The following is a 23,127-nucleotide window of genomic DNA, read 5'->3' as shown; positions in this document are numbered from 1 at the left end:
GGGATGTGGGTGACCCGCATCAAGACCGGGTTGATAAATATTGTGGATGAATCTTCAGGGTGGCGGCAGTTTGTTAAGGATGCTTTGATGTTGGTGTCGCCGATTCGATACAGGGAGGCCCAAGGCGGTCATGGACGATTTCTCCCCTACCGAGCTCAAGACCATCCTGCACTCCAAGCGGGCTAATCTTTATTATCTTCAGCACTGCCGAGTGCTCGTCAATGGTGGGCGTGTCGAATACGTGACGGATGAAGGGCGACAGTCGCTGTACTGGAATATCCCCATTGCTAACACCACGTCGCTGCTGCTGGGCACCGGCACCTCGATAACCCAGGCCGCGATGCGAGAGCTGGCCAAGGCCGGTGTGCTGGTCGGCTTTTGTGGTGGCGGTGGTACGCCGCTATTTGCTGCCACTGAGGTCGATGTAGAAGTCGCCTGGCTGACGCCGCAGAGCGAATACCGTCCCACCGAGAATCTTCAGCGCTGGGTTCGTTTCTGGTTCGATGATGAAAAGCGCTTGGAAGCGGCCCGCACGTTTCAGCTGGCGCGATTGGCCCGGATCGAGGGGTTGTGGATTGGTCGGCCGCTCAGGGAGGCCGGCTTCTCCGTGACGTCTGAGGCCTTGCCGGATGCCCTTGATCATCATCGTGAAGCCATCAAAAAAGCGCCCAGCACGACCGATCTGCTGATGCTGGAGGCGCGGCTGACCAAGACCCTCTTCAAGCTTGCCACCCGGGCTGTGAACTATGGTGATTTCACTCGCGCCAAGCGTGGCAGTGGCACCGATCCTGCCAACCGTTTCCTCGATCATGGCAACTATCTCGCCTATGGGCTGGCCGCCACGGCCACCTGGGTGCTGGGTATCCCGCATGGTCTGGCAGTGCTGCATGGCAAGACCCGTCGTGGCGGCTTGGTCTTCGATGTGGCCGATTTGGTCAAGGATGCGGTTATCCTGCCCCAGGCCTTCATCTCGGCCATGCGAGGTGACGAAGAGCAAGAGTTCCGTCAGGCCTGCATCGAGCGGCTGACCCGAACTGAGTCCCTCGATTTCATGATCGATACCCTCAAGGCCGTCGCCGACGACTTGGGAGGGCCAGGCGCATGAACGTGCTACTGGTTTCCCAGTGCAGCAAGAACGCGCTCAAGGAGACGCGACGCATCCTGGACCAGTTCGCCGAGCGTCGAGGCGACCGGACCTGGCAGACGCCGATCACCATGGAAGGGCTCACTACGCTCAGGAAGCTCTTGCGCAAGACAGCACGCAAGAACACCGCCGTGGCCTGTCACTGGATTCGCGGGCGGGACCATAGCGAGCTTATGTGGATCGTTGGCAATGCCGCCCAGTTCAATACGAAGGGAGCGTCTCCGACCAATACCACACGCCGCAATATCCTGCGTGCCGAGGATGAGAATGACTGGCACAGCGGGCGTCTGATTCATCTGCTGGCGTCGATGGCCGCCCTGTTTCATGACCTCGGCAAGGCTAGTCGCGCATTCCAGGATCGGCTCCATGGGCGTCTGGAGGGGCGCAACCGCTATCGGCATGAATGGGTGTCGCTGCGTTTGCTGGAAGCCTTCGTAGGCGATGACGATGATGATACCTGGCTTGCTCGGCTCGAAAAGCCCTCATCCGACGACGATGCACGTTGGTTGGGCTACCTCAAGAGCGATGGAGTGGCTGACGTCGCCGACGGGGAGAAAACACCTTTTATCCAACTGCCGCCGCTTGCCGCTGCGATTGGCTGGCTGGTCCTGAGTCATCATCGTCTGCCGGCATTGCCGGCCTATGACGATAACGGCCGACAAAAATGGGTCGGGGCTCGCGCCAGCATGAACGCCGCTAACCTGCCGGCGCTTCCCGAGTCCATCACGGCGGCCTGGAACGAATGCGTCGAATTGGCCGAGACACAAGACGTCGGACCGTACTGGGAATTCCCGCATGGCTTGCCTGTCACGACGGACACATGGCGGCAGCGCAGTCGGCGGCTGGCGCGGCAACTAAAAGAAATTAGGGTATCGACGCCGCCGCTGGAATCTCCCTACGTCATGCACCTGGCGCGTTTGGCATTGATGCTGGCGGATCACCACTATTCGAGCCTGACCGGCACAGGGCGGCTCCCCGGTGCCTGGTCGACCGTGCTATATGCCAATACCACCGTGCTGAATGGCAAGCGTCAGCTATGCCAGCCCCTGGAAGAGCACCTGCTGGGCGTAACCCGGGCGGCGGGTGAAATCGTCCATCGTTTGCCGGACATGGCTAGCGCCCTGCCGCGTATTGCGCGGCACAAGGGCTTTCGTCAGCGTAGCCGCGACCCTCGCTTTCGCTGGCAGGACAAGGCATTCGATCTGGCGGCAGGCCTGCGTGACAAGGCCCGTGAGCTGGGCTTCTTTGGCATCAACATGGCGTCGACCGGCTGTGGCAAGACCATCGCCAATGGCCGCATCATGTACGCCTTGAGCGATCCCGAAGAAGGTGCTCGCTTCTCGATAGCCCTCGGCCTGAGAACGCTCACGCTGCAAACCGGGCAGGTGTACCGTGAGAGGCTTGGGCTGGGTAGCGACGACTTGGCCATCCGGGTGGGTGGCAGTGCCAGCCGCACACTCTTCGAGCACCAACAGCACGAGAATGGGGGCTCAGAGTCCCGCGCCGCACTGCTGGATGAGCAGAGTCATGTCCATTTCGAAGGGCAAATCGATGAACACCCTCTACTGTCGCGAGCCGCGAATGACCCGCATGCTCGAGCGCTGCTCGGTGCGCCGGTGCTGGTGTGTACCATCGATCACTTGATACCGGCCACGGAGAGCCTGCGCGGTGGTCACCAGATCGCCCCCATGCTGCGACTGATGAGCAGTGATCTCGTGCTTGATGAGCCGGATGACTTCGATATCAATGATCTACCCGGCCTGACGCGCCTGGTATACTGGGCAGGGCTTCTGGGCTCGCGTGTTCTGCTCTCCTCGGCCACGCTGCCGCCTGCCCTGGTGCGTGGGCTGTTCGAAGCCTATTGCTCTGGCCGGGCAGAGTATCAGCGGCATCGTGGCGTTCCAGGCACTCCAGTGAATTCCTGTTGTGCCTGGTTCGATGAGTTTGGCTGCGCCCAGCAGCAGTGCGCCGAGGGTGAGCAGTTCGATGCCGCTCATCGGCAGTTTGCTCAGCAACGCGCCGCTCGGCTCGGTGAGCAGGCGCCGGCCCGCCGTGGCTATCTCGTGCCGTTGTCTGCTCCTAGCGCCCATCCGGACGCCGTACATCAGGCGGTCGCGCAGACGATACTCAATCATGCCTGTTCCCTGCACGAGCAGCACCACGCCGTCGATCCCCATAGTGACAAGCGAGTCAGCTTCGGCCTGGCTCGTATGGCCAATATCGAGCCGCTCGCTGCCGTTGCCCAGGCACTCTACCGGTCGGAAATTCCGGAAGGGTGGCAAATTCACCTTTGCGTCTACCACTCCCAGTTTCCTCTACTGCTGCGCTCACGTCTGGAAGCGCGCCTGGACCGAACGCTCGACCGACGTAGCGAGGATGCCGTTTTCGATCTCGCCGACATTCGCGCCCGGCTCGACAGCGGCTCCGTTCAGGATCACCTCTTCATCGTGCTTGGGTCGCCGGTCACTGAGGTTGGTCGGGACCACGATTATGACTGGGCCGTGGTCGAGCCCTCATCAATACGCTCGATCATTCAGCTTGCCGGTCGCGTGCGCCGTCACCGTCCTGCCCCTGTTCATTCTCCCAACATTGCACTGCTTGGAACCAACGTTCGGCACTTGAAACGGGTCGCGCCGGCCTTTAGCCGGCCAGGTTTCGAGACCGAGCGAGACTGGTCGCTGAGGTCGCATCAGTTGGCGGAGCTTCTGCGAGAGACTGAGATTGAGCATATCGACTCGCGCCCACGTCTGTTGCCAGTGGAGGTTCTAGAGCCGGCGCACAAGCTGGTCGATCTCGAGCATGCGCGACTTTCCTCGCTCATGGTCGAGGAGGCAGGTGCCGCTCCTGGTCGCCAACGACGCAGGCGTCGCGGTGAGCCGGCGCAGATTCATCTCGGTGCCTATCTCTTCTATCGCCCGGCATCGATGACCCTCGGGGCGCTACCGATACAGCACCACCCTTTCCGAGAGGACAACGAACCGGAGTGCGAATTTGTGCTGCTCCCGGATGAAACAGAGGAAGACTACGGCTTCTGGCGGGTGGAGCAGGAGGGCAGGGAGGAGAGGCTGACACCCGTGGAGACCGAGCTGGACCGGATACCGGAGGACATTTTTCGCCAGCCTCGTATCGCGCCCTGGAACGAGCCCGGCTACATGGCCGCACTGGCGGATCAAGCCGAGGCTATGGACATGGAGTTAGAGCGCTGCGCCCGGCGCTTCGGCCGCATCCGCTTGAAAACGAACTACGCCCCGCAGGGGTGGCACTTTCACCCAGCGTTGGGATTCGTGAGGAGAAAATAAGCAGCCGGCCTGGATCGGGCCGGCTGAGGCTGCCTGTGCGGCAGCGGATACCTGTCCAGCACGTGGTGCTATTTCTAAGCGGCCTCTTCGGCTGCCCGGAGAGATTACCATAGCTCTCGTTTTTTGCTTTTCCAGAACGTGTTGCTAGGTTGATTTTTAAGTAGTGGTGGGGTACTTTGATATCAAGCTTGGCACTGCCGGGCTGGGTGCTCGCCCAATGAGTGGCCACTCAATGGGCGAGCAAAGCATCGATAACGTGTGACCTGCTTTGGGAAGAGCAAGGAGGTGTGTGGATGATTGGCTATCGTCCCGTTAGAAGAGACGAGTAGTTTGGCCCAACCATGCCCCAAGCGTTACCACGCTTGGGGCTCATTATGACATGCCTTGGGCATACCACCCAAGCTAAGGCAGGGAACCTATGCCAGAACCCCAACACCATGCGTCCATACGCGACCTGGTCGAATGGTTCATCCATGACCGCTTCGCGACCAAGACGGAAAAGCTCTCAGCGGACGATCCCAAGTATCTTGGTCTACAGCAGCAGTTCGAGCCACAAACCTGGCTGGCCGATGCGGCCCGTCGCGTCGGCCAGCTTCAGGTGGTCACGCACTCCTTGAAGGCGATTCACCCGGATGCCAAGGGCACGAACCTCTACGTCGAGCCCGGCCAGCTGAACCAAAGTGGCCTGGTAGGTAGTTACTGCCTGCCTGCCGATTTTCAGGGCGACGTCGTCGGCAACGCGGCAGCACTGGATGTCTACAAGTTCCTGAAACTGGAGTGGCAAGGGCGTACGCTGCTGGAGCGGGCGCTCGAATTCGACGAAGCTTTGATCGATGCCTTGAGCCAGGATCGCGAGGAAGCCGAAAGCTGGGTACGCGCCTTCGCTAGCATCACCGAGCCCAAGGGGATGCCTAGCTCCCATGTGATGGGTAAACAGCTCTATTGGCTGGTCGGCGATGACCCTACCGATGATAAAAGCTACCACCTGCTGGCGCCGCTCTATGCCACTGCGCTTACCCACCGTTTCTATGCGCAGGTCAGTCCCAACACCTGGTTCTTTGGCGATCACAACAAGGCGGCACGTAAGGCGTTGAAAGACAAGGCGCCATTTGAAGGTGGCTATACTAGCTACCCCAATCTGGCCGTCCAGAAACTCGGCGGCACCAAGCCGCAGAACATCTCGCAGCTCAATAGTGAACGAGGCGGCCAGAATTATCTGCTGGCATCGTTACCGCCAAACTGGGAGTCGCGCGAGGTGTACGCACCGATGCGAGACCCCTTCCGAGCCTTCAAAAGGCGCCCGAACGTTTGGCGCATCGTGGATGAGCTCAAGCGCTTTCTGGAAACGGATCCTGCCAAGAACATGCACACTCGTGACCTGCGCGACGACCTCACCTCCATGCTGGTCGACGAGCTGATGCTGTTCACATTCGATATCCACTCCTTGGCGCCTGGCTGGACGGCGGATGAGAAGTGTCAGTTGGCCCCAGAAGAGCAGTATTGGCTGGATCCAGGGCGAGCCGATGAGGATAGCGAGTTTGCCGAGGCGCGCCGGCAGTCAAACTGGCATGAAGCCATCAGCTCTCGTGCGGCCAGCTGGCTTAACCGTGAACTGAGCGACAAAAGCCCTCTCAGTCTCGGTGATGCGGAACACCATCACTGGAAACGTCAGTTTGAGGGCATCGTGAAAGAGTTCCGCCAACAGCTCGACGATCTGCAAGAAGCTCTACGTGATGAAGACGATGATCGAGGAGGCGCGGCATGATCCAGCATCTTCTTCTGCTTCCCCGGCTGCGTATCCAGAGCGCCAATACCATCTCCAGCCCAATGACCTGGGGCTTTCCTGCCATGAGTGCCTTCATGGGACTGATGCAGGCGCTGGAGCGCAACCTTCCGGATGATATCAAACTGGTCTTCAACGAGATCGGGGTGGTCTGTCATCGCCTCGATCCTCAGGTCACATCGGGTAGCTTCACTCGTGCCTTCCACCTTACTCGTAATCCTGTAGACAAGACGGGCAGCACCGCGGCTATCGTCGAGGAGGGCCGGGCACATCTGGAAGTTTCATTGCTTATCGGCGTTGAGGCAGACGGTAGCGACGACCTGGCAAGCGCAGAACGCCGTCAGGTCATTGCTCAACAGCTTTATCAGCAAGTGCAGGGCATGCGTATTGCAGGTGGCAGTGTGATGCCGCCTCGCCTTGGTGAACGACGCCACCGGCCGGAACTGATCAGTTTCGATGCCGATGAGGAAAAAGGTGCAAAGCAGTGGCGCAGGCTCAAGCGCAAGCTGTTGCCAGGATTTGCGCTGGTACTTCGGGATGACCGGCTCACGGAGCATACCGCCACGCTGAAAGCGAACGACGACAGGACTACACCACTGGATGCCTGGCTCGACCTGTCGCGGCTCAATCATGAATGTCGGATCACCAGGAGTGAAGACGATAACGGCAAGGACAAAGTCAGTTGGGAGGTTCGTCGCCCGTATACCGGCTGGCTAGTGCCTATCCCGGTGGGCTACGGTGCCATTTCCGATCTGTTCGATCCGGGCACGGTGGCTAATGCCCGAGACCCTGAGGTGCCGTTCCAGTTTGTCGAAAGCCTCTACTCCATCGGCGAATGGGTAAGCCCTCACCGAATCAAGCATCCCGAAGCTCTGATGTGGTTCGTGGAGAATGACCGCGAACGTGGTCTCTATCGCTTGAGCAACGATTATATCGACACTTTGACTAACGACTGACGCAGGATACCTCTCATGGCCAAGAACGACGCACTCAAAACTGCTTCCGTCCTCGCCTTCGAGCGCAAGCTCGATCCATCCGACGCACTGTTCAGTGCTGGCAACTGGGATGACCGCAATCAATATGCGAAGTGGAGTGGCATCCCAGTCCGAGAAAAATCAGTTCGTGGCACCATTTCCAACCGGCTGAAGGCCAAGGATCAAGATCCGGCCAAGCTAGATGCCGCCATTGAGAACCCCAATCTGCAGACAGTCGATGTCGCAGCGCTGCCGCATGATGCCGACACTTTGGCTGTGCATTTCACGCTGCGCGTACTGGCCGGAGCGGGTACGCCTTCCGCCTGCAACAATGCCGAATACCAGAAGAAACTGGCGCAGACGGTAACGGGCTACGTCAACGAGCACGGCTTTGGCGAGCTCGCTCACCGCTATGCCTGCAATCTCGCCAATGGCCGTTTCCTGTGGCGTAATCGTGTCGGTGCCGAAGAGGTCGAAGTCATCGTCAGCCGGATTAAGGATGGGAAAGCCGAGAAGCAGTGGACCTTCAGTGCGCTCAATCGCTCCCTGCGAAGCTTCGAGGGCAGCAAAGAGACTCTTGAGCTAGGCGAGCTCATAAACGCAGCGCTGGCTGGCGAAAGCCAACATCTTCTACTGGATGTGGTGGCCTTTGCCCGTGTCGGTGCCGGGCAGGAAGTCTTCCCTTCACAGGAGCTGATTCTGGATCGCAGCCGGGGAGACAAGAGCAAGACACTCTATAGCATTGGTGACGATAAAAATGCCGCCATCCACTCCCAGAAACTGGGCAATGCCCTGCGTACGATCGATACCTGGTATCCGACGCCGGAAGACGGCAGCGACCTTGGCCCCATCGCAGTGGAACCCTATGGCTCTGTGACCACTCAGGGGAGTGCTTACCGTCAGCCGAAGCAGAAAGTTGACTTCTACAACCTGCTCGATAACTGGCTGTTAAAGGATAAGGTACCTCCTACAGAACAGCAGCACTTCGTGATGGCGACCCTTATTCGTGGTGGCGTGTTCGGCGATGCGGGGTAAATCATGGATCATTATCTCGATATTCGCCTACGGCCCGATCCGGATTTCCAGCCTGCGATGCTGATGGGGGCGCTATACAGCAAGTTGCATCGTGCTCTTTTTGATCTGGAGGCCGATGATATCGGCGTCAGCTTCCCCGATCACAAGACCGGCGTGCGTGCTCGCACGCCGGGCGATCGGCTGCGATTGCATGCTGATCAGTCGCGGTTGGAGCAACTGATGGCGATCCCGTGGCTCACTGGTATGCACGACCACGTCACATTGGATCCTGTAAAAGCAGTACCCGCCGAAGCGCAGTACCGGATTGTTCGGCGCCGACAGTTCAACACCGGGGGCCTCAGCCGAGCGAAGCGGTATGCACAACGACACAGCATTGAGGTTGAAGAAGCGCAGCGCTTGATGGAGGCACCTGCCGCGCGGCAGATCGCCCTGCCTTTCGTGCAGGTCAGCAGCCGCTCCAGTGGGCAGCGGTTTGCGCTGTTTATTGAGCATGGCCAACCACAATCGCAGCCTATTGCAGGTTGCTTCAACTATTACGGATTGAGTGGTGAGGCGACTGTGCCCTGGTTCTGACCCTTTTTACAGGCGCCCCTGATCGGCTCGAAAAAACAAGAAGTTAGCAGCGCCTCTCTGAAAAGGGAGGCGTTGTTCTATCAAGCCATTGCTCTTTAACAATCAGTCGCTTACCTTTGAATCGTTCTAGTTGGCTGCCGCCCAGGTAGCTCAGAAAACCAGCACCGTCGAGCCCCGGGCCAACACGTCGTTGGCTGCCGCCCAGGTAGCTCAGAAATGGAACGGCTCGGCCTGGGTGATGCAGGCCACGTTGGCTGCCGCCCAGGTAGCTCAGAAATGCCCAGGCGCACATCGACGCCGCCGTGGAGGGTTGGCTGCCGCCCAGGTAGCTCAGAAACGATATGCCTACCAACGGGCCGCCCGCCGCGTGTTGGCTGCCGCCCAGGTAGCTCAGAAAACCTGCCCATCACGCAGCGCCAGATGCCCACCGTTGGCTGCCGCCCAGGTAGCTCAGAAATCGGGGACGGGGGTCGGGGTGGGTTCCGGCCCGTTGGCTGCCGCCCAGGTAGCTCAGAAACCGCACTAGGCGGGGTTTTGTCTATTTACGTCGTTGGCTGCCGCCCAGGTAGCTCAGAAATGCTGGCTGGAGTTGGTGGTGTTGTAAGTGCGGTTGGCTGCCGCCCAGGTAGCTCAGAAAACCAGTCGGGGTAGCGGCCGGTCAGGTGGTAGGTTGGCTGCCGCCCAGGTAGCTCAGAAAATCTTGATCTGCGTCTCGGGATCGGGTTGCCCGTTGGCTGCCGCCCAGGTAGCTCAGAAAGACCACCTCATCATGCACCGTCCATTGCACGCGTTGGCTGCCGCCCAGGTAGCTCAGAAAAGCAAGCGCCCGCTGCCGGTCTACTACGAGGTGTTGGCTGCCGCCCAGGTAGCTCAGAAAACCGTGCAGGCGACCACCCGCAACGACCCGTCGTTGGCTGCCGCCCAGGTAGCTCAGAAAATGAGAAATGTCAGCGCGCCGCGCTGGGCGCTGTTGGCTGCCGCCCAGGTAGCTCAGAAAACCGGCGCCATGGACTTCGTCAACAACTTCACGTTGGCTGCCGCCCAGGTAGCTCAGAAAATGGCCGGCGACCACCAGCCCGCCGAGCCCGAGTTGGCTGCCGCCCAGGTAGCTCAGAAACTACGACATCGAGGAAAGCGAGCCCGAGGCCGCGTTGGCTGCCGCCCAGGTAGCTCAGAAATGGCCGACCGGATCAACGCCGACAGCCTGGACGTTGGCTGCCGCCCAGGTAGCTCAGAAAGGCAGCGTGGCCCCGGTACCGGCGGCCACCATGTTGGCTGCCGCCCAGGTAGCTCAGAAAAGCTCGTCGTGGCGCTGGGCCAGCTCGCCATAGTTGGCTGCCGCCCAGGTAGCTCAGAAATTGACGGTGGCGATGGCGTCATAGCGCTCTGCGTTGGCTGCCGCCCAGGTAGCTCAGAAACAGCCCAGCAGGCGGATACCGGACGCCGGCAGGTTGGCTGCCGCCCAGGTAGCTCAGAAAACGCGAATGCCGTAGATGCCCAGCCCCTCGCGGTTGGCTGCCGCCCAGGTAGCTCAGAAATGGTCGAGGTGACCGAGGACGCGGGCGTTGACGTTGGCTGCCGCCCAGGTAGCTCAGAAAACGAGATGACCGAGGAGGCCGCCGAGCAGGTCGTTGGCTGCCGCCCAGGTAGCTCAGAAATGTCGTCGCTGCCGCCGGGCATGGTGTAGGCCGTTGGCTGCCGCCCAGGTAGCTCAGAAATCGTCGGCGGTGACCAGGGCGCTGGCGTCGGCGTTGGCTGCCGCCCAGGTAGCTCAGAAATTCCTGCCGCCGGTTGCGGTGAGCGACACCGCGTTGGCTGCCGCCCAGGTAGCTCAGAAATCGTCCCGGGCGATGTCGTCGGTGACGAGCGTGTTGGCTGCCGCCCAGGTAGCTCAGAAAGCTTCCGCCACAGCAACGCCTCACGGCCAGTGGTTGGCTGCCGCCCAGGTAGCTCAGAAACATGACCAAGCAGGACGTTCTCGACCATTTCGGTTGGCTGCCGCCCAGGTAGCTCAGAAAAAGATAACCTGAGTCAAGAGACATCAACGGTCGTTGGCTGCCGCCCAGGTAGCTCAGAAAATGCTGCCAACGCAACAGGCTTATCAGGAGTTGTTGGCTGCCGCCCAGGTAGCTCAGAAACTCACCGAAAAGCCTCGCCCATGAGGCACCGTGTTGGCTGCCGCCCAGGTAGCTCAGAAAGATTTCACCCGGGCAGAGCCGAGGCCCACCAGGTTGGCTGCCGCCCAGGCAGCTCAGAAAAATGTTGCTGCCCGCCTCGCCGGTGATGCTCGGTTGGCTGCCGCCCAGGCAGCTCAGAAAAATGTTGCTGCCCGCCTCGCCGGTGATGCTCGGTTGGCTGCCGCCCAGGCAGCTCAGAAACGGCGGTCCCAGTATTGCCGCGACACGCACACGTTGGCTGCCGCCCAGGCAGCTCAGAAATCGTCGGGGTCGGTGACGCTTTGCGAGGGGACGTTGGCTGCCGCCCAGGCAGCTCAGAAATAAGCGGGGCGGCGGCCGGTGCTATAGAGCACGTTGGCTGCCGCCCAGGCAGCTTAGAAAAGCCGAGCGCGATGGTGGTGGTTGGGCTGGGCGTTGGCTGCCGCCCAGGCAGCTCAGAAACGCGAGGTGATGGTGATCTGGCCCGACTTCACGTTGGCTGCCGCCCAGGCAGCTCAGAAAACGGAGTGGCAGGTGGCGGGGCTGCTGGGCGAGTTGGCTGCCGCCCAGGCAGCTCAGAAATCGAAGACATCCAACCGGCATGACGAGGACACGTTGGCTGCCGCCCAGGCAGCTCAGAAATTGGTGCCGGGCGCGGTGGTGCGGGTGGCGCTGTTGGCTGCCGCCCAGGCAGCTCAGAAAAGCATCCCGAACTGGAGCGATGGGCAAGTCTGGTTGGCTGCCGCCCAGGCAGCTCAGAAAACGCTCCCGGCGCAGCTGCGAGAGCTCCGCCTCTTGGCTGCCGCACAGGCAGTTCAGCTATAACGGGGGTGGCCTGTACGGCAGCGCTGACTGAGGGTGGGTTACTCCACCATCCCCTTCAACCGATCCGGAAAGTTGGTGAACATGCCGTCCACGCCCCAGTCCAGCAGCCGCTGCATCTCCTCGGTGTCGTTGATGGTGTAGGGGTGCACCAGCAGCCCGTTGGCGTGGGCCTGTTCGACGAAGCCGGCGTCGATGACGTCTTCGCCTTCGTAGGTGACGTTGGTGCCGATGCCCACGGCGTAGTCGGCGATGGCCTGGAAGTCGGCGTCGCTGATCTCGGCCGGGGCCGGGGTCACGCCGGTCCACTCGGCCAGGCCGTCGCCGTCCTCTTCGAGGTAGTACCACACCAGCTGTACCAGCGGGATGTCGGCGTTGAGCGAGTGGACCTGCTGCAGGCTGTCCTGGCTGAACGACTGGATGACCACCGAGCCGGATTCGACCAGGCCCTCGGCCTCGAGGGTCTCGACCAGGGCGCGCTGCAGCTCGGGGTAGCGCTCGGGCGACTTGGTCTCGATGTAGTAGCGCACGTCGGTGCCGTAGCGGTCGATCACCTCGTCGAGGGTCAGCAGCTCGGCGCCGGCGTAGGCGTCGTCGGCGTGCTCGGGGTGGGCCTGGTTGAACCAGGAGCCGGCGTCCAGCGCCTTGAGCGCCTCGAGGGTGTGCTCCTTGACCCGGCCTTCGCCGTCGGTGGTGCGCTCCAGGGTCTCGTCGTGGATCACCATCAGCTCGCCGTCGGCGCTCATGTGCAGGTCCAGTTCGAGGTAGTCGGCACCCATCTCGCGGGCCTTCTCGTAGGCCGCCCAGGTGTGCTCCGGGGCGTGGCCGCTGGCCCCGCGGTGGGCGATGACCTGGAAGTCCTGCAGGTCGGCGAGCTGCTGCTCGAGGGCGTCGGCCTGGGCCGCGAGCGGGGCGGCGAGCCCCAGGGCGAGGGCGGTGGCGAGCGGGAGTCGAATGGCGGTGTTCATAAGCGTCCTTTTATTGAATGGCTGTGCAATAACCTAGCGTCCTCGATGCCGACTAGCAAACGTTCGTTCGAGAACGCGCGGCTGTCAGCGTCGCCTCGACATGCTTACATGGCAGGGTGACAGCACCGAGACCAAGAGGAGACACCCCGTGAGCACGACGACCCCCTATGAACAGGCGCTCGCCACCCTGGATGCCCTGCACGCCGAGGATCCGCGCCGGGTGGAGGTGGCCGGGGAGTCCCTGCCCCTGGAACTGTGGCACGCCGGGCGCATGAGCGCCTGGCTGGAGGCCTTGGATTCGGCGCCGGACGAACTGGTGCGCCTGGCGGTGCGCGGCCAGCACCTGCAGCGCTGGCAAGTGCCGCGCGGCGACTATCCGGAGGGCCGGGTGGGCTACCTCACCTGGCGGCGCGACCAGGGCAAGCGCGCTGGCGAGACGACGGCGACGCTGATGCGCGAAGCCGGCTACGCGGATGACGATGCCGAGCGGGTGGCGGCGATGATCCGCAAGCAGGGCCTGGGCCGCGACGCGGGCACCCAGGCGGTGGAGGACTGCGCCTGCCTGGTGTTCCTGGAGAACTACTTCGCCGATTTCTCCAAGCAGGTCGACCACGACCACCTGATCCGCATCGTCCAGAAGACCTGGAAGAAGATGTCGCCCCAGGCCCACGAGCTGGCCCTGGGGCTGCCGATGAGCGACGAGGCGCGGCGTCTGGTGGAGGAAGCGCTGGCGGGCTGAGCGGAGCGCGCGCCGCCGGCCAGGCGCATGAGCGTCGGCCGGCCGGCGGTGCAAGGATCAGGCCCATTGGGGCTCCAGCACCTGGCGATGCAGCGACTGGCCCGCCGCGTCCTTCAGGGTCACGGTCAGCGTCTCGCTCTCGCCGTCCAGGTCGACCTGGCCGAAGAACTGGTAGCCGTCGGAGGGCGGCAGGTTGGCCTGGCCTTCCGGCGGCGCCTTCTGGAACACCACCTCGGGGCCGAAGGTGGCATCCAGCTCGCCGGGGCCGAAGGTGCCGGCGTGCAGCGGGCCGCTGACGAATTCCCAGAACGGCGCGAAGTCCTGGAAGCTCGCACGCTCCGGCGAGTAGTGGTGGGCCGCGGTGTAGTGCACGTCGGCGGTGAGCCACACCACGTTGTGGATATCTTCATCGCGGATCGCCTTGAGCAGCCGGGCGATCTCCCGCTCGCGGCCCAGCGGCTGGCCGCCCTCGTCGTTGGCCACGGCCTCGAAGCGCTCGCCGTCGCGCACCACCAGGCCGATCGGCATGTCGGAGGCGATGACCTTCCAGGTGGCCGTGGAATCACGCAGTGCGCTCAGCAGCCAGCGCAGCTGCTCGGCGCCGAGCAGGTCGGCGCCATCGGCCTGGTGGTTGCGGTCGTTGGCGGCGCGGAAGGTGCGCATGTCGAGCATGAACACTTCCAGGCCGGGCCCGTAGGGGAAGCGGCGATGGATGCGCCCGGGCGCCTCGGGGCGTTGGCGCAGCGGCGTGTGCTCCAGAAAGGCCCGGCGGCCGCGGGCGGCGAGCAGCGAGGCGTTCTTCTCGGTGTAGCGGTCGTCTGCCAGCAGCTCGCCGGGGTACCAGTTGTTGGTGGTCTCGTGGTCGTCCCACTGGGCCAGCATCGGCACCTCGGCGTTGAATCGGCGCACGTTGGCGTCCAGCAGGTTGTAGGCGTGCTGGCCGCGGAATTCCTGCAGGGTCTCGGCCACCTTCAGCTTCTCCGGCGTCATCCGGTTGCGCCACAGCGTGCCGTCGGCCAACTCGACGCTCTCCTGGAGCGGGCCGTCGGCGTAGACGGTGTCGCCGGAGTGGATGAAGAAGTCGGGGCGCTGCTCGCGCATGGTGGCGTAGGTGGTCATGCCGCCGCGCGCTTCGTCGATGCCCCAGCCCTGGCCGGCGGTGTCGCCGGACCACACGAAGCGCACGTCGCGTCGGGTTTGCGGGGGCAGCCGCAGCCGGCCGGTGACCGGCTCGCTGAGCGCGCGGTGATCGCCCAGGGCGGCGAAACGCACGCGGTAGTGCACCTCATCCATGCCGCCGAGGCCGGTGGCATCCAGCTTGGCGGTGAGGCCGCCGGCCGGCAGCGCCTCGGGGCCCTGCAGCCGGCGGGCGCCGCGGAACTCGGGGTTGTCGGCGATCTCGATCATCATCCGCGCCGGTCGGTCGACCCGCGACCACAGCATGGCGCGGTCGGCGAGCATGTCGCCGCTCATCACGTCGCCGTCGACGACCGGGCGCCGGCCCTCGGCCAGCACGATGCCGGGGGCGACCAGGCCGGTGCCGAGGGTGGTGGCGCCGGCCAGGCCGAGCTTGAGTATGCCGCGTCGCGTCATGCGCATGATCGATTCCTTCCTCTGGGCTTGGGGGCGCCGACGATGATGCCGGCGGGGCATGACGACGACTTGGCAGCCGCGTGAATCCGCGGTGACCGTTGCATGACCGGCCGACGCCGATTTGACAAGGCGGGATAAAGCGCCGATATTTGCAATTGATAATCGTTATCATCAATTGTGCCTATCGGGAGGATGACATGGCTTATCACATCCAGGCGGCGTCTCGCGGCGCCACTTCCAGCCTGCAGATCTGCGACGTCAGCGCCTGCTCGGTGCGCCTGGCCTGGGCGCCGTGCGTGGCGTCCGGCGACGAGGATCCGGACCTGGCCGAGCTGCGCCGCGATGAGGCCATCGCCGAGCACCTGCGCAGCTTCCTGCGCACCACCGAGCGCTATCTCAAGGGGGAGTTGGATGAGGCGCCCAAGCTGGGCGCCTGGCGGCGGGTTTGAAAAGTATCTGCGCTCGGCTATACGGCGTTAAAAATCGGCTCGTGCGCGAGCCCGGTCAAAGTCCTCATTTACAGCTCGTAAACTCCGGCTTTTGACTCGTGACATCCTGTCACTCGCTCTTCGAGCAGCGGAGCTGCCCAAATCGGCAATCCCTGCCGATTTGTCGACGATTTTTGCCTTGCGACCCACATGGAAGTGGGAAGTGCGTTGGCCCGTAGGGAACGGGCCTAGCGCTAGCCTTCGCTCGACGACTTTTCAGGCATCGGATGCCCTCTAGATGAGTTCGATTCAGCCGGCGTCGAGCTGCACCTCTAGGGTGTCCTCGCTCTCGCAGGGCTTGCCGTGACGCAGCGTGAGGCGCCGGGCGGTGAGGTCCATGACCACCGCGAACAGCGTCTCCATGCGCTCCTCCGCCGGCTGGTCGGGATTGAAGTGCCGGCAGATCGAGGAGGGCGCGCTGTCGTGGTCGGAGAGGATCGCGAACAGCGTCGCGGCGTCGATGGTCGCGCCCAGCGGCAGCCGCTCGTGCAGCAGCCGGTCGATGCGCGCCAGCCGCAGCCGGGAATCCGGGCGAGGGAAGTCTTCCACCTGGCAGGTGGCGGTCTCGGCGTAGAGGTGGTTGGTGTGAGTGACCGCGCCGCCGCGGGGCTCCAGCACGCCGGGCAGGCCGGGGTGCACCTCGAAGCCGGTGGCGCGGCCGTCGCCGCCGGCGATCAGGAAGTGGGCGGGGGAGCAGACTCGGTCGTGGCTGGCCACCCGGATCGCCTGGTCCAGGTCTTCCGCCTCGAGGATCTTGCGCAGCGCCACGTGGATCGGCAGCCCCTCGCCGCAGGTCTGCGAGCGGATGGCGTTGAGGCACACCCCCACGCCGCGGGCGTTCATGCCGATCTTGGCCACCATGCCGGCCTCGCCGATGCTGACCAGCGCCGGGGCGCCCTCCGGATACAGCTCCAGGGCCACCACGTTGTGCAACTGGTCGCTGCGCCAGTCCCAGTTCTGGGCCAGCCACTGGGTGCCGTCGCGGTTCACCGAGAAGGCGGTGCAGCCACCGCTGGCCTGGGTCAGCGAGATCTCGCTGCGGCAGTTGAGGGTGAGGATGTCCTCGAGGTCGAGGCCGGCGCCGCGGGCGATGCCGGCCATCTCGTCGAGGATCTCGGGGAAGCCGCGCTCGATCATCGGCAGGAAGCGCTCGGCGGTGCGCCGGGCCTCGGCCCAGCCGATGCCGACGAAGTCGTGGAACAGCCGGTCGTAGACCTCGAGGCTGTGGGTGATCAGGGCGGCGTGGGCGTGGCCGTGGGCCTCGCCGAGCTCGCTCCGGGAGCCTGAGAAGACGCTGAGCTGCATGGTGACCTCCGGTGCGGGGCATCCTGAGGTCACTTTAGCATGCGCCGAACGGGCGAGGCTGCCCGCCCGGGACGCCATCAGCTCTTGCGGTGTGCGTTGTAGACCGCTTCGTCCAGCTCGCCTTCACTCTTGCCGACCAGGGTGGTGACCATCAGGTCGCCGGCCACGTTGACGCTGGTGCGGGCCATGTCGAGGATGCGGTCGATGCCGGCGATCACCGCGATGGCTTCCAGCGGCAGGCCGATCTGGGCCATGACGATGGACAGCATCACCAGCCCCGCGCCCGGCACGCCGGCGGTGCCGATCGAGGCCAGGGTGCCGGTGACGATGATCATGCCGTAATCCATCAGGCTCAGGTCGACGCCGACCAGCTGGGCGATGAACACCGCGACCACGCCCTGGTAGATGGCGGTGCCGTCCATGTTGATGGTGGCGCCCACCGGCAGCACGAAGCCGGCCACGCCCTCGGAGACGCCGAGGTTGTTCCTGGCGCAGCGCAGCGAGACAGGCAGGGTGCCGGAGGACGACGCCGAGGAGTAGGCCACCACCAGGGCGTCGAGGATGCCCTGCAGGTAGCGCAGCGGGTTCAGCCGGCCGAGCAGCGCCAAGAGCCCGGAGTAGACCAGCACCACGTGCAGCGCGCTTGCCAGGTAGGCCACGCCGATCACCTTGGCCAGCGGCAGCAATACTTCGAGGCCGTAGCTCCCCGCCACGTGGGCGATCAGCCCGAACACGCCGATCGGCGCGAAGGCCATGACGATGTTGGTCAGCTTGACCATGGCCTCGGCGAAGCTCTCGAAGACCTTCACCACCGGCTCGCCCTTGTCGCCGATCAGGGTCAGCGAGATGCCGAGCCCGATGGCGAACACGATGATCTGCAGGATGTTGCCGCTGGCCAGGGCGTCGATGGGGTTCTGGGGCACCAGGCCGACCAGGATCTCGGTCAGGCTCGGCGCCTCCTTGGCCTCGACGCCGGTCTCGAAGCTCATGTCCAGGCCCACGCCGGGCTGAAAGAGCCAGGAGGCGAGCAGGCCGATGGCGATGGCGAAGGCCGTGGTCAGCAGGTAGAGCGCGATGGTGCGGGCGCCGATGCGGCCCATCTTCTGCGGGTCGCGCATGGCGGTGATGCCCACCACCAGGGTGGAGAACACCAGCGGCACGATCAGCATCTTGATGGCGTTGATGAAGATGTCGCCGAGCGGCTTGAAGAGGCTGGCGTCCTCGCCGAGCAGGGCGCCGGTCAGCACGCCCAGCACCAGGCCGGCGAGGATCTTTTGCCACAGGGGAATGCGCCGCCAGAGGCTCTCGCCGGCGGCCGTCGTGGAATGGGACAAGGGGTGACTCCTTTCTGTCGTTTCGCCATTTGGCAGCAAGAAACAATGCCGGCTGGCGATTCTACAGAAAGGCGTCACGGGGTACTTGCAGAAATGCGTCCTTCCGCTGGGTTACAGCACCTCCTCGAGCAGGTCGTGAAACGCCGCCCATGACTTCTCGTCCGCCCGCGCCTGGTAGCGGTCGCCGTCGAAGACAGTGAAGGCGTGGGGCGCCCCGGAGTAGACCTCGATCTCGTAGGTGACCCCGGCGGCCTCGAGCTCCCGGGACAGCGCCGCCGCGTCCTCCATGGGGATGGCCTCGTCGGCGCCGCCGTGGGCGACCAGGATCGGCGCGGTATCGGGGCCGTAGCCCTGGCCCTCGGGGGTGGCCAGGCCGCCATGGAAGGTGGCGTAGCCGTGCACGTCCTCGGCCGCGCTACTGCGGGCCAGCTCCAGCACCACGGCGCCGCCGAAGCAGTAGCCCATCACCACGGTCGGCGCCGCCGCGCCCTGGGCGCGAGCCTCGGCCAGGCCGGCCAGGGTCAGCTCGCGCATGCGCGCGCGGTCCTCGTAGAGCCGCGCCGTCTCGGCCTTCTTGGCCGCGGTTTCCACCGGGCGGTTGCCGCGGCCGTAGAGGTCGACGGCGAAGGCGTCGTAGCCCTGCTCGGCGAGCATCTCGGCGCGGCGGTGCTCGTAGTCGGTGAGCCCGTCCCAGTCGTGAATGATCAGCACCGTGCCCTTGGGCTCGCCGGCGGCCGGGGCGAAGTAGCCGGTGAAGGGCGTGTCGCCCACCGTATAGTCGATGGCCTGGCCATCGGCCTGGGCGGCGGTGGCCAGGCCGGCGAGGGCGAGGGTCGTCAGCAGTCGCTTCATGGTGACCTCTGTGAGTGACGATGGAGCCCCTCAGTATAGGCCGCCCTGTTCGAGCAGCGTTGAAGCGCCCGTTCGATCGCTGATGCTCGGGAATAGCCGTTTGCCAATCAAGGTGTTGCCGGCCGACAGAGGGCGCCCAGCGTTGGCAGCCGGGGCTTGTGTTTTGGGCGACGGCCTTCCAGATTGGAGGTGTGATTCGCGCAGCGGATGTTCCGAGCAACCAGAGCGAGACCAACAACCATGAAGAAACGCGTTCTAGCGACGGCGGTGGCCGCCACCACCCTGGCCCTCTCCGGCATGGCCCAGGCCGAGGTCAAGGTCGGCTTTCTCGGTGGCTTCACCGGCGGCATCGAGAGCCTGACCCCGCCGATCTTCGACGGCGCCAACCTGGCGGTGCAGCAGATCAACGAGCAGGGCGGGGTGCTGGACGGCCAGGACATCGTCATGCCCACCGGCGATACCACCTGTTCCGATGCCTCGGCGGCCTCCAACGCGGCCGACCGCATGGTCAACACCGAGCAGGTCACGGCCATCGTCGGGGCGCTGTGTACCGGTGCCACCATCGCCGCGGCCAACAACGCCGCCATTCCCGGCGGCGTGACTATGGTGTCGCCGGCCTCCACGGCCCCGGCGGTCACCGAGCTGGACGACAACGACCTGGTCTTCCGCACCGTGCCCTCCGATGCCTTCCAGGGCGAGATGCTGGCCAAGCTGCTGCTCGACAAGGGCATCCAGGAGGTGGCGGTCACCTACGTCAACAACGACTACGGCCAGGGCCTGGCGGACGCCTTTGTGGCGGCCTACGAGAACGGCGGTGGCACGGTGACCGAGAACCTCGCCCACGAGGACAACCGCGCCGACTACCGCTCCGAGCTGGGCACCCTGGCCGCCACCGGCGCCCAGACCCTGGTGGTGCTGGCCTATGCCGATACCTCCGGCCAGACCGTGCTGCGCCAGGCCTACGAGAGCGGCATGTTCGGCCAGTACGTGGGCGGCGACGGCATGGTCGGCGACAGCCTGGTCGAGGCCATCGGCGCCGACGTGCTCAACGGCATGATCGCCACCCGCCCGGGCAGCCCGGAACTGCCGGGGACTGCCATGTTCAACCAGCAGGCCCAGGCCGCCGGCATCGACCCCAGCGCGGTGTTCGCCGCCCAGGCCTACGACGCCGCCTTCCTGCTCGGCCTGGCCATCGAGCAGAACGGCAACGCCGAGCGCGAGGGCCTGAGCGAGGCGCTGCGCAGCGTGGCCACCGCCCCGGGCGAGGTGGTCCTGCCCGGCGAATGGGAGAAGGCCAAGGAGCTGATCGCCGCCGGCACCGAGATCAACTACGAGGGCGCCTCCGGCACCCACGAGTTCGACGACAACGGTGACGTGCCGGGCGTGGTGCAGGAGATGCTGGTCGAGGACGGCACCTTCACCATCCAGGGGTACGTCGACGCCGACGAGGAATAATTCCCTCGCATCCAGGCGTGCCAAAGACCCCGGCGGGTAACCGCCGGGGTCTTTTTGTGTTGGGTGAGGGGGAAGGGGGAAGGAGCCCCGTGCATCTGTTCCCTCGGTGGAGGCCGGCTCTGCCACCGCTGGCGCGGCGGATCGCGCTCTGAAGAGCGTTCCCACTGGGCTCCCGAGGCTCCTCCAAACGCAATGGCCCCGGGATCGCCGGGGCCATTGCGTCGTCGGTCAGCGGGCAGGCGTCAGGCGATGTGCTTTCTCCTCACGCCTGGCTCTTCACCTTTTTTCACCCACCATCAATCCACGTGCTTGGTCTTCTCGGGCAAGAGCCCCTTGGGCGCGAAGCGCAGCACCAGGGTGATCAGCAGGCCGATCACGAACACCCGGGCCTGCAGGGCGCGGCTGTCCATGCTGGCCGGAGCGTCCCAGCCGAAGGTGTTCTCGCCGAAGTGCACCGCCAGCTCCATCAGGAACAGCGCCAGCGGCTCGGACATCAGCCAGATGATGTACACCGCCACGGCGCCGAAGATGGTACCCAGGTTGTTGCCGGGGCCGCCGAGGATGACCATCACCAGCACCAGGAAGGTGTGGTTGAGCGGCAGGTAGCCCTGGGGATCGAACAGGCTGTTGAAGCTCGCCAGCACGGCGCCGCCGATGCCCATCAGGATGCAGCCCAGCACGAAGATCTCCAGCCGGCGCTGGTTGATGCTCTTGCCCATGGCCGCGGACGAGATCTCGTTGTCGCGGATGGCGCGGATCATGCGCCCCCAGGGAGCGTGATAGGCGCGATGCAGCAGGAAGAAGATCGCCGCGATCAGCACCGCCGTCACCGACAGGTAGAGCGCGCGGGCCAGGGTGAAGCCGACCTCGGCGGGGCCGGGCACCGGCCAGGGCAGCGGCGAGACGGTGGCGGTGCCGCGGGTCAGCCAGTCGGAGTTCTTGAGGAACGCCTTGATGATCTCGGCGATGCCGATGGTGGCGATGGCCAGGTAGTCGCTGCGCAGGCCCAGGCAGATATGGCCGATGAAGTAGCCCACGCCGCCGGCCAGCGCGCCGCCGACGATCCAGCCGACCCAGGGGGGCAGGCCCAGGCCGCCGATGAAGCCGGCCTGGGACTCGATCTCGCCGGCCACCTCGCGAAAAGCGCTGATCACCACCAGGTAGAGCACCACGGCCAGCACCACGGTGAAGGCGGTGCGCAGCTTCCTCGGCACCCCGACCCGGTCGAGCCGGGAGGCGCCGAACACCAGGGCGGCGGCGCCGACGATGTAGGCCAGTACCACGCCCAGCTCGCCGGGTAGCTCGCTGCCCCAGAAGGCGTCGTTGACCGGCACGCTGAAGAACATGGCGCAGAAGCCCCCCAGCGCCACGAAGCCCATGACCCCGGCGTTGAACTGGCCGGCGTAGCCCCACTGGATGGTCAGGCCCAGGGCCAGGATGGCGTAGCAGGCGGCCTCGACCAGCATGCGGGTGCTGTAGGCGGCGCCCATGACGGCGTAGACGCCGAGCACGGCGACCAGCAGGGCCACGAAGAGAATGACCTCGCGCAGCGGGAAGCGGCGCGGGGCGGCGACGGTATCGGTGCGTGTCGTGCTCATCAGATCACCTTGCCCTTGAAGATGCCGGTGGGGCGCCACACCAGGATGGCGACCAGGATGAAGAAGGGCACCACGATCTTGTATTCGGTGCCGACGAAGGCCAGGTTGCCGGGCAGGGCGAGCCACTCGGGCAGGCTGTCGCGGAAGGGCCTGAGCAGGATGCCCCAGTTGAACACCGCCAGGGTCTCGGCGAAGCCCACCACGAAGCCGCCGGCGATGGCGCCATAGGGGTGGCCCACGCCGCCGACGATGGCCGCGGCGAAGATCGGCAGCAGCAGGAAGAAGCTCAGGTCGGGCTTGAAGGTCACGTCCAGCGACAGCAGGGTGCCGGCGATGGCGGCCAGGCCCCCGGCGAGCACCCAGGTCACGGCGACGATGGTGTTGGTGTTGATGCCCGAGGCCTGGGCCAGCGCCGGGTTGTCGGACATCGCCCGCATCGCCTTGCCGAGCCGCGAGCGCGACAGGAAGAAGTGCAGCGCCACCACGCTGATCAGGGTCAGCGCGAACAGGTAGAGCTGGGGCTCGGTGATCACCACCGGCACCCGCACGCCCTCGATGGGCAGCGGGAGTCGGAAGATTTCCTTGCGGTCGTCGACGTAGAGGCTCTCGCCGCCGGTGCCGGCGAACAGCCGGATCAGCCCTTGCAGCATCAGGGTCACGCCCAGCGAGGCGATGACCATGACGATCGGCTTGACGCCGTGGGCGCGCAGCGGCTTGTAGAAGGTGCGGTCGATGCCCACCGCCAGCAGCGCGGTCAGCGCCATGGCCAGCGGCAGCATGATCAGCGGCGTGGGCACGCCGATGGCCGCGCCGGCCTGGGGGAACAGCGTCGTGAGCAGCAGCACCATGAAGGCGCCGAAGGTCATCATGTCGCCATGGGCGAAGTGGGCGAAGCGCATGATGCTGAAGATCAGCGTCACGCCCACCGCGCCGATGGCGTAGATCGAACCGGCCACGCTGCCGGCGATCAACACGTTGTTGATGAAGAAAACGAGTTCGTTCACGGGGT

The 23,127-nt window shown here is 64.5% G+C and carries 16 protein-coding genes and 1 CRISPR repeat array; of the genes, 9 read left to right on the top strand and 7 right to left on the bottom strand.

What is annotated here, in order from left to right; all coding sequences use genetic code 11:
• The first annotated feature begins 130 nt into the window (after positions 1 to 130).
• From cas1f to cas6f, 6 genes are all read left to right on the top strand, one after another.
• Positions 131 to 1,105, top strand: a complete 975-nt coding sequence (gene cas1f, locus ACXAFN_RS10555) for a type I-F CRISPR-associated endonuclease Cas1f (protein ID WP_474988525.1) — start codon at positions 131 to 133, stop codon at positions 1,103 to 1,105.
• Positions 1,102 to 4,443, top strand: coding sequence for a type I-F CRISPR-associated helicase Cas3f (gene cas3f, locus ACXAFN_RS10550; protein ID WP_474988523.1), 3,342 nt, complete (start codon positions 1,102 to 1,104; stop codon positions 4,441 to 4,443). Before cas1f ends, cas3f begins: the two co-directional genes overlap by 4 nt.
• A 418-nt stretch (positions 4,444 to 4,861) precedes the next feature.
• Positions 4,862 to 6,208 (top strand): type I-F CRISPR-associated protein Csy1, encoded by a 1,347-nt coding sequence (csy1, locus tag ACXAFN_RS10545; RefSeq protein WP_474988521.1) that lies wholly within the window; start codon positions 4,862 to 4,864, stop codon positions 6,206 to 6,208.
• A complete protein-coding gene (gene csy2, locus ACXAFN_RS10540; RefSeq protein ID WP_474988520.1) occupies positions 6,205 to 7,182 on the top strand; it encodes a type I-F CRISPR-associated protein Csy2 in 978 nt (325 codons plus the stop codon). The genes csy1 and csy2 overlap by 4 nt, the downstream gene beginning before the upstream one ends.
• Positions 7,183 to 7,197: 15 nt before the next feature.
• Positions 7,198 to 8,235 (top strand): type I-F CRISPR-associated protein Csy3, encoded by a 1,038-nt coding sequence (csy3, locus tag ACXAFN_RS10535; protein ID WP_474988519.1) that lies wholly within the window; start codon positions 7,198 to 7,200, stop codon positions 8,233 to 8,235.
• 3 nt (positions 8,236 to 8,238) lie between these two features.
• Entirely contained in the window at positions 8,239 to 8,808 is a 570-nt protein-coding gene (gene cas6f, locus ACXAFN_RS10530; RefSeq protein ID WP_474988517.1) for a type I-F CRISPR-associated endoribonuclease Cas6/Csy4, read from the top strand.
• Positions 8,809 to 8,937: 129 nt separating this feature from the next.
• Positions 8,938 to 11,726: direct repeats of the CRISPR family, unit length 28 nt; unit sequence GTTGGCTGCCGCCCAGGTAGCTCAGAAA.
• Positions 11,727 to 11,827: 101 nt separating this feature from the next.
• Here cas6f and ACXAFN_RS10525 read toward each other — a convergent pair.
• The gene (locus ACXAFN_RS10525) at positions 11,828 to 12,754 is read right to left on the bottom strand and encodes a glycerophosphodiester phosphodiesterase (RefSeq protein ID WP_474988516.1); all 927 of its coding nucleotides are present in this window, start codon (positions 12,752 to 12,754) and stop codon (positions 11,828 to 11,830) included.
• 148 nt (positions 12,755 to 12,902) lie between these two features.
• On the opposite strand from ACXAFN_RS10525, the gene ACXAFN_RS10520 reads away from it, so the two are divergent.
• Positions 12,903 to 13,493 (top strand): DUF4202 domain-containing protein, encoded by a 591-nt coding sequence (locus tag ACXAFN_RS10520; protein ID WP_474988515.1) that lies wholly within the window; start codon positions 12,903 to 12,905, stop codon positions 13,491 to 13,493.
• 57 nt (positions 13,494 to 13,550) lie between these two features.
• Here the strand turns inward: ACXAFN_RS10520 and ACXAFN_RS10515 are convergent, their stop codons facing one another.
• Positions 13,551 to 15,092: an alkaline phosphatase D family protein gene (locus ACXAFN_RS10515; RefSeq protein ID WP_474988513.1), complete on the bottom strand. Its 1,542-nt coding sequence runs from the start codon at positions 15,090 to 15,092 to the stop codon at positions 13,551 to 13,553.
• Positions 15,093 to 15,283: 191 nt separating this feature from the next.
• Here ACXAFN_RS10515 and ACXAFN_RS10510 point away from each other — a divergent pair, with 191 nt between their 5' ends.
• Positions 15,284 to 15,535 (top strand): hypothetical protein, encoded by a 252-nt coding sequence (locus tag ACXAFN_RS10510; RefSeq protein WP_474988512.1) that lies wholly within the window; start codon positions 15,284 to 15,286, stop codon positions 15,533 to 15,535.
• Positions 15,536 to 15,823: 288 nt separating this feature from the next.
• On the opposite strand, the gene ACXAFN_RS10505 is transcribed toward ACXAFN_RS10510, so the two are convergent.
• From ACXAFN_RS10505 to ACXAFN_RS10495, 3 genes are all read right to left on the bottom strand, one after another.
• Positions 15,824 to 16,879, bottom strand: coding sequence for a C45 family autoproteolytic acyltransferase/hydolase (locus ACXAFN_RS10505; RefSeq protein WP_474988510.1), 1,056 nt, complete (start codon positions 16,877 to 16,879; stop codon positions 15,824 to 15,826).
• Between the two features lie 77 nt (positions 16,880 to 16,956).
• Entirely contained in the window at positions 16,957 to 18,213 is a 1,257-nt protein-coding gene (locus tag ACXAFN_RS10500; RefSeq protein WP_474988508.1) for a dicarboxylate/amino acid:cation symporter, read from the bottom strand.
• Between the two features lie 111 nt (positions 18,214 to 18,324).
• Entirely contained in the window at positions 18,325 to 19,065 is a 741-nt protein-coding gene (locus tag ACXAFN_RS10495; RefSeq protein WP_474988507.1) for a dienelactone hydrolase family protein, read from the bottom strand.
• Positions 19,066 to 19,305: 240 nt separating this feature from the next.
• On the opposite strand from ACXAFN_RS10495, the gene ACXAFN_RS10490 reads away from it, so the two are divergent.
• On the top strand, positions 19,306 to 20,520 hold the full coding sequence (locus tag ACXAFN_RS10490) for an ABC transporter substrate-binding protein (protein ID WP_474988505.1): 1,215 nt from the start codon (positions 19,306 to 19,308) through the stop codon (positions 20,518 to 20,520).
• Positions 20,521 to 20,816: 296 nt separating this feature from the next.
• On the opposite strand, the gene ACXAFN_RS10485 is transcribed toward ACXAFN_RS10490, so the two are convergent.
• Entirely contained in the window at positions 20,817 to 22,118 is a 1,302-nt protein-coding gene (locus ACXAFN_RS10485; protein WP_474988503.1) for a branched-chain amino acid ABC transporter permease, read from the bottom strand.
• Positions 22,118 to 23,122 (bottom strand): branched-chain amino acid ABC transporter permease, encoded by a 1,005-nt coding sequence (locus ACXAFN_RS10480; RefSeq protein ID WP_474988501.1) that lies wholly within the window; start codon positions 23,120 to 23,122, stop codon positions 22,118 to 22,120. Before ACXAFN_RS10480 ends, ACXAFN_RS10485 begins: the two co-directional genes overlap by 1 nt.
• Positions 23,123 to 23,127 lie beyond the last annotated feature (5 nt).

It is taken from the genome of Halomonas sp. ABH4_019, from assembly GCF_056159885.1.
This window is presented reverse-complemented; position numbering and strand designations above follow the sequence as displayed.

Bases quoted from the DNA above. Each gene is read 5' to 3' on its own strand.
- ACXAFN_RS10515 (WP_474988513.1), bottom strand. From the start codon at position 15,092: ATGCGCATGACGCGACGCGGCATACTCAAGCTCGGCCTGGCCGGCGCC.
- ACXAFN_RS10490 (WP_474988505.1), top strand. From the start codon at position 19,306: ATGAAGAAACGCGTTCTAGCGACGGCGGTGGCCGCCACCACCCTGGCC.
- csy1 (WP_474988521.1), top strand. From the start codon at position 4,862: ATGCCAGAACCCCAACACCATGCGTCCATACGCGACCTGGTCGAATGG.
- ACXAFN_RS10495 (WP_474988507.1), bottom strand. From the start codon at position 19,065: ATGAAGCGACTGCTGACGACCCTCGCCCTCGCCGGCCTGGCCACCGCC.
- ACXAFN_RS10510 (WP_474988512.1), top strand. From the start codon at position 15,284: ATGGCTTATCACATCCAGGCGGCGTCTCGCGGCGCCACTTCCAGCCTG.
- cas6f (WP_474988517.1), top strand. From the start codon at position 8,239: ATGGATCATTATCTCGATATTCGCCTACGGCCCGATCCGGATTTCCAG.
- csy2 (WP_474988520.1), top strand. From the start codon at position 6,205: ATGATCCAGCATCTTCTTCTGCTTCCCCGGCTGCGTATCCAGAGCGCC.
- ACXAFN_RS10505 (WP_474988510.1), bottom strand. From the start codon at position 16,879: ATGCAGCTCAGCGTCTTCTCAGGCTCCCGGAGCGAGCTCGGCGAGGCC.
- ACXAFN_RS10485 (WP_474988503.1), bottom strand. From the start codon at position 22,118: ATGAGCACGACACGCACCGATACCGTCGCCGCCCCGCGCCGCTTCCCG.
- csy3 (WP_474988519.1), top strand. From the start codon at position 7,198: ATGGCCAAGAACGACGCACTCAAAACTGCTTCCGTCCTCGCCTTCGAG.
- cas3f (WP_474988523.1), top strand. From the start codon at position 1,102: ATGAACGTGCTACTGGTTTCCCAGTGCAGCAAGAACGCGCTCAAGGAG.
- cas1f (WP_474988525.1), top strand. From the start codon at position 131: ATGGACGATTTCTCCCCTACCGAGCTCAAGACCATCCTGCACTCCAAG.
- ACXAFN_RS10525 (WP_474988516.1), bottom strand. From the start codon at position 12,754: ATGAACACCGCCATTCGACTCCCGCTCGCCACCGCCCTCGCCCTGGGG.